3 protein-coding genes are annotated in these 4,097 nt (G+C 52.6%); all 3 read left to right on the top strand.

The features are described 5' to 3' along the window. On the top strand, nucleotides 1-402 hold a 402-nt coding region (locus tag OB13_RS16285), incomplete at its 5' end, for a YkvA family protein (protein WP_461491236.1). 271 nt (nucleotides 403-673) lie between these two features. Continuing rightward, complete coding sequence (locus OB13_RS16280) at nucleotides 674-2,989, top strand: S46 family peptidase (protein WP_461491235.1); 2,316 nt, start codon at nucleotides 674-676, stop codon at nucleotides 2,987-2,989. Between the two features lie 211 nt (nucleotides 2,990-3,200). Beyond that, nucleotides 3,201-3,938, top strand: a complete 738-nt coding sequence (locus tag OB13_RS16275; RefSeq protein WP_461491234.1) for a hypothetical protein — start codon at nucleotides 3,201-3,203, stop codon at nucleotides 3,936-3,938. Nucleotides 3,939-4,097: the final 159 nt, after the last annotated feature.

Raw genomic sequence — 4,097 nt, 5'->3', positions numbered from 1 at the left:
ATATTCAAGGGCTTTTTGGGCAAAGCAGGCGGTCTTATGTCCAAGCCTGTCAAGCTGGGCATGCTGCTCACCACAGCTTACGGAAAATTGGTGGACACGGAAAGCGATAAAAGCGGCTTTCAGCAGGTAAAGGAAGTCATGCAGACTTTTATACGGCTGGTAAAGGCGTATGTCAATGGCTCCTACCGCGAGGTATCGAACAAATCGTTGCTGGCGGGTGTGGCTGTGCTCCTATACCTGGTCACTCCCCTGGACGTGATCCCGGACTTTATACCTGTGATCGGTCTGCTGGATGACATCAGCCTGATGGCCTGGTTCATCAACGCGTTCCAAAACGAGATCACCAACTTCCGAACCTGGGAAAGCAACGTGAACTTTACGCCTACCATGGGCACCTTGTAGGTAGAGCGGTTCACTAATGAGGACAGTCAAACTGAGGAAATCCTGGAAGAAGGAATTGAGCTTGTGAACCTACAGGATAAGCTTCTTGCAGGATGATAAAGAAAGAGCGGCTGGTGGCATTATTGTCATCAGCCGCTCTTTTTTCCACGTCCGGATGTACGCCTGTTCCTACTCTTTCAGGTCTGCTTAGGGGCAATCGGCCCGGTTCTGGCCTTCTTTCCTGATTTAATTAGTATCTTCGGCCATCAAATTCAACACAAATCCAAATACCATGATCAGCAAACGCATTGTAGCCTTTTTCGCTGCTGCCTGCCTGAGTTTGGGAATCAGCACGGCCCGTCCTGACGAAGGCATGTGGCTGCCCATGCTCCTTAAGCAGCTGAATGAATCGGAGATGCAGAAGAAAGGCATGAAGCTCTCTGCAGACGATATCTACAGCATCAACCAGTCCAGCCTGAAAGACGCTATCGTTTCTTTTGGGGGTTTCTGTACCGGCGAAATGATATCGCCCGAAGGCCTCCTCCTTACCAACCACCATTGCGGCTACGGCCAGATCCAGAGCCACAGTTCAGTGGAGAAAGACTACCTGACAGACGGTTTCTGGGCCATGAACAAAGCGCAGGAGCTTCCGAATCCCGGCCTGACCGCCACGTTCATCGTGCGCATGGAAGACGTGACAAAGCAGATACTGGCCGGCATTCCAGCGAATGTAACAGAGGCTGAGCGCGAAGCGGCTATCCAGCGCAACATCGCCAAAGTCCGCCGCGAGTCAACTGCCGGCACGCATTACGATGCCGTGATCAAGCCTTATTTTTATGGCAACGAGTACTATATGTATGTGACTGAGACGTTCCGGGATATCCGCCTGGTGGGCGCTCCTCCTTCTTCGATCGGCAAGTTTGGGGGTGATACCGACAACTGGATGTGGCCGCGCCATACCGGTGACTTCTCCCTTTTCCGGGTATACGCCGGTGCTGATAACCAGCCCGCTGATTACTCGCCTGACAACAAGCCTTACAAACCCAAGCACCACCTGCCTATTTCGCTTAGCGGGGTGAAGGAAGGCGACTTTACGCTGGTATTCGGCTTCCCGGGCCGTACCAATGAGTACCTGACCTCCCATGCGATCAAGGAAACGTATGAAGTATCGAACCCGGCCAAGATCAAGATCCGCGACACCAAGCTCAGTATCCTGGACAAGGACATGAAAGCGTCGGACGCAGTGCGCATACAGTACGCAGCCAAGCATGCGAGTGTGGCCAATGCCTGGAAAAAATGGATCGGTGAGAACCGCGGCCTGCGCAAAGCCAACACCATTGCGCGTAAGCAGGAGCTCGAAAAGCAATTTGGCCAGTGGGCTTCGGCTGACGCGGCACGCCAGCAGCAGTACGGAAACCTGATGGGGCAATTTGAGAAGAACTATAACGCACTGGAAGGCATCACCATTTCCCGGGATTACATACTGGAGGCTGCACAGGGTGTGGAACTCGTGAAGTACGCTTCGGAGTATGCCAAACTAAACGAACTGCTGGCGGCAAAAGCTCCGCAGTCCGAAATCAACACCCAGCTGGAGCGCCTGGAGAAAGGTATAGCCGGCTTCTACAAAAACTACAATGCTCCTACCGATAAGAAGGTGTTTGTGGCGCTATTGAGCATGTATTACAACGACATCGATCCGAAGCTGCACCCGGAAGCCTTCAAAATGGTTCGCCAGAAGTATAAGGGTGACTTTAGCAAGTATGCCGACGAGGTATACAGCAAGTCTCTCTTCACCTCCGAGGCTGGAGTACGGAAAGCGCTTGCCGAAATCAAGGCGGGTAAAGGCAATCCCTTGAAAAATGATCCGGGTTTCGAGCTGGCCAACAGCATCAACGAATACTACCGCACACAGGTATTGCCGACTTACACGCAGGTAAACGACAACCTGAACCTGCTCTACCGGACCTATATGACGGGCCTGCGCCAAATGCAGCAGGACAAAACCTTCTACCCGGATGCCAACTCTACCCTGCGCGTGGCCTACGGCAAAGTGGAACCCTATGAGCCGGTAGATGGCGTAAAGTATAAGTACTATACCACCCTGGAAGGCATCATGGAAAAAGCCGCATCCGGCGCTGCCGAAGACTATGCCATACCTGCCCGCCTGCGGGAACTATACGAGAAAAAGGACTATGGTCCGTATGCGGTGGATGGTCAGCTGCCGGTTGCCTTTATCGCATCCAACCATACCACGGGCGGCAACTCCGGCTCCCCTGTGATCAACGCCAACGGCCAGCTCATCGGCACGAACTTTGACCGCAACTGGGAAGGAACCATGAGCGACCTGACCTACAACCCGGACCAGGTACGCAACATTTCTGTGGACGTGCGCTACATGCTCTTCATCGTAGACAAGTTTGCCGGCGCCGGCCACCTGGTGCAGGAGATGACATTGGTTACAGACGACACCTCCGGACTACCGCAGGTTGATGCCCGCAAAAAATCCGGTGCTGAAGCGCCAGCGCTTTCTAAAAAAGAACTGCGCAGAGCGAAAAAAGAAAAGCGCAAAGCTGAAAAGAGAGCCAAAGAAGCTACAGTAGTAAACTAGGTATAGCGCTATACCTGTATGCCATAGCCCCGCCTGCTTGTTCAGGCGGGGCTATTTTTTTCTGCTAAAGCCGAAGCTTCTCTCCCTCATCACGCAAAAAATCCTGCTCTTCACCCAGTAAATCAGTAGACTCCTTCATTTCTGCCTCAACTAAAAACGGAGTCCTTTTGCCGGGTGTTTAAATTATAAGAACCAAAACGCAGGCAGCACCATGAGACCCGACAAATTAGTTGAAAAGCTTGAGCAGGAGTCCGTACTTCCGGCCGGGAAGGAAGAGCGTTTCAGCGGGTATGGCATCATGGGCGTCACCTTTCGTTCGGGCCACGTACTGGCGCTGCGTCACTTTCCGGCTTCTTCGGTGGGCCCGGGCTATTCTTCCGTCTGGCACCGGGACCCGGCGGGGGCGTGGAATTTTTATACCGATGTTGCGCCGCAACTCTCCTGTACCCGCTACTTTGGGAAAGCGGTTGCCACCGTTTCGGTTACGCCGATACAGATTACCTGGACCGGGCCTTATGCCTTTGATGTGGCAGCCGATCACCCTATGCTGCAATGGGCAGTCCGGCTGAAGCCAACCGCGACTACTTCTTTCCTCAATCTGCTTAACCGCCTGATTCCGCAGCCGGTCTGGAAGATGGAATCGGTGTTGGAGAAAATGGAGCAAGTTGCCGGAAACGTGCTGGAAGCAGGTGTCGTCACCTTGTCGGGCGTGGCGCCAAACGGACAGAAATTCATTGCCAATCCGCGCCACATCTGGCTGGTGTCGGACAGTAAAGCCATTATTGCGGGCGAAGACGCAGGACCTGTCGGCCCTCTTCCTGACCAGGCCCACATCGGTGACTTTTGCATCCCCCGTAAAGGGCTGTTTGTCATTGGCCAAGCATATTTTGAATCCTTTGATCCGAAGGTGCATGAGCTGGTCACGCACATTCAGACCGGAAGTTCATAAAATGACCGCCTACTCCCCTGCTATACTTCAAAAGAAATCCCATGCAGATTCAGTCATCAGAAGTATACCTGCCTGCCTATTAACCATTACAGACAAAATCAAATTACAAAGAACTATGAAAAACCATGTAAAAATCTATCTTTCTCTGTTGCTGTTTTT

This window comes from Pontibacter sp. HJ8, from assembly GCF_054824225.1.
Note: the sequence above shows the minus strand (reverse complement) of the source record. Positions and strands in the feature narration are given on the sequence as shown.

Bases quoted from the DNA above. Each gene is read 5' to 3' on its own strand.
- OB13_RS16280 (WP_461491235.1), top strand. From the start codon at position 674: ATGATCAGCAAACGCATTGTAGCCTTTTTCGCTGCTGCCTGCCTGAGT.
- OB13_RS16275 (WP_461491234.1), top strand. From the start codon at position 3,201: ATGAGACCCGACAAATTAGTTGAAAAGCTTGAGCAGGAGTCCGTACTT.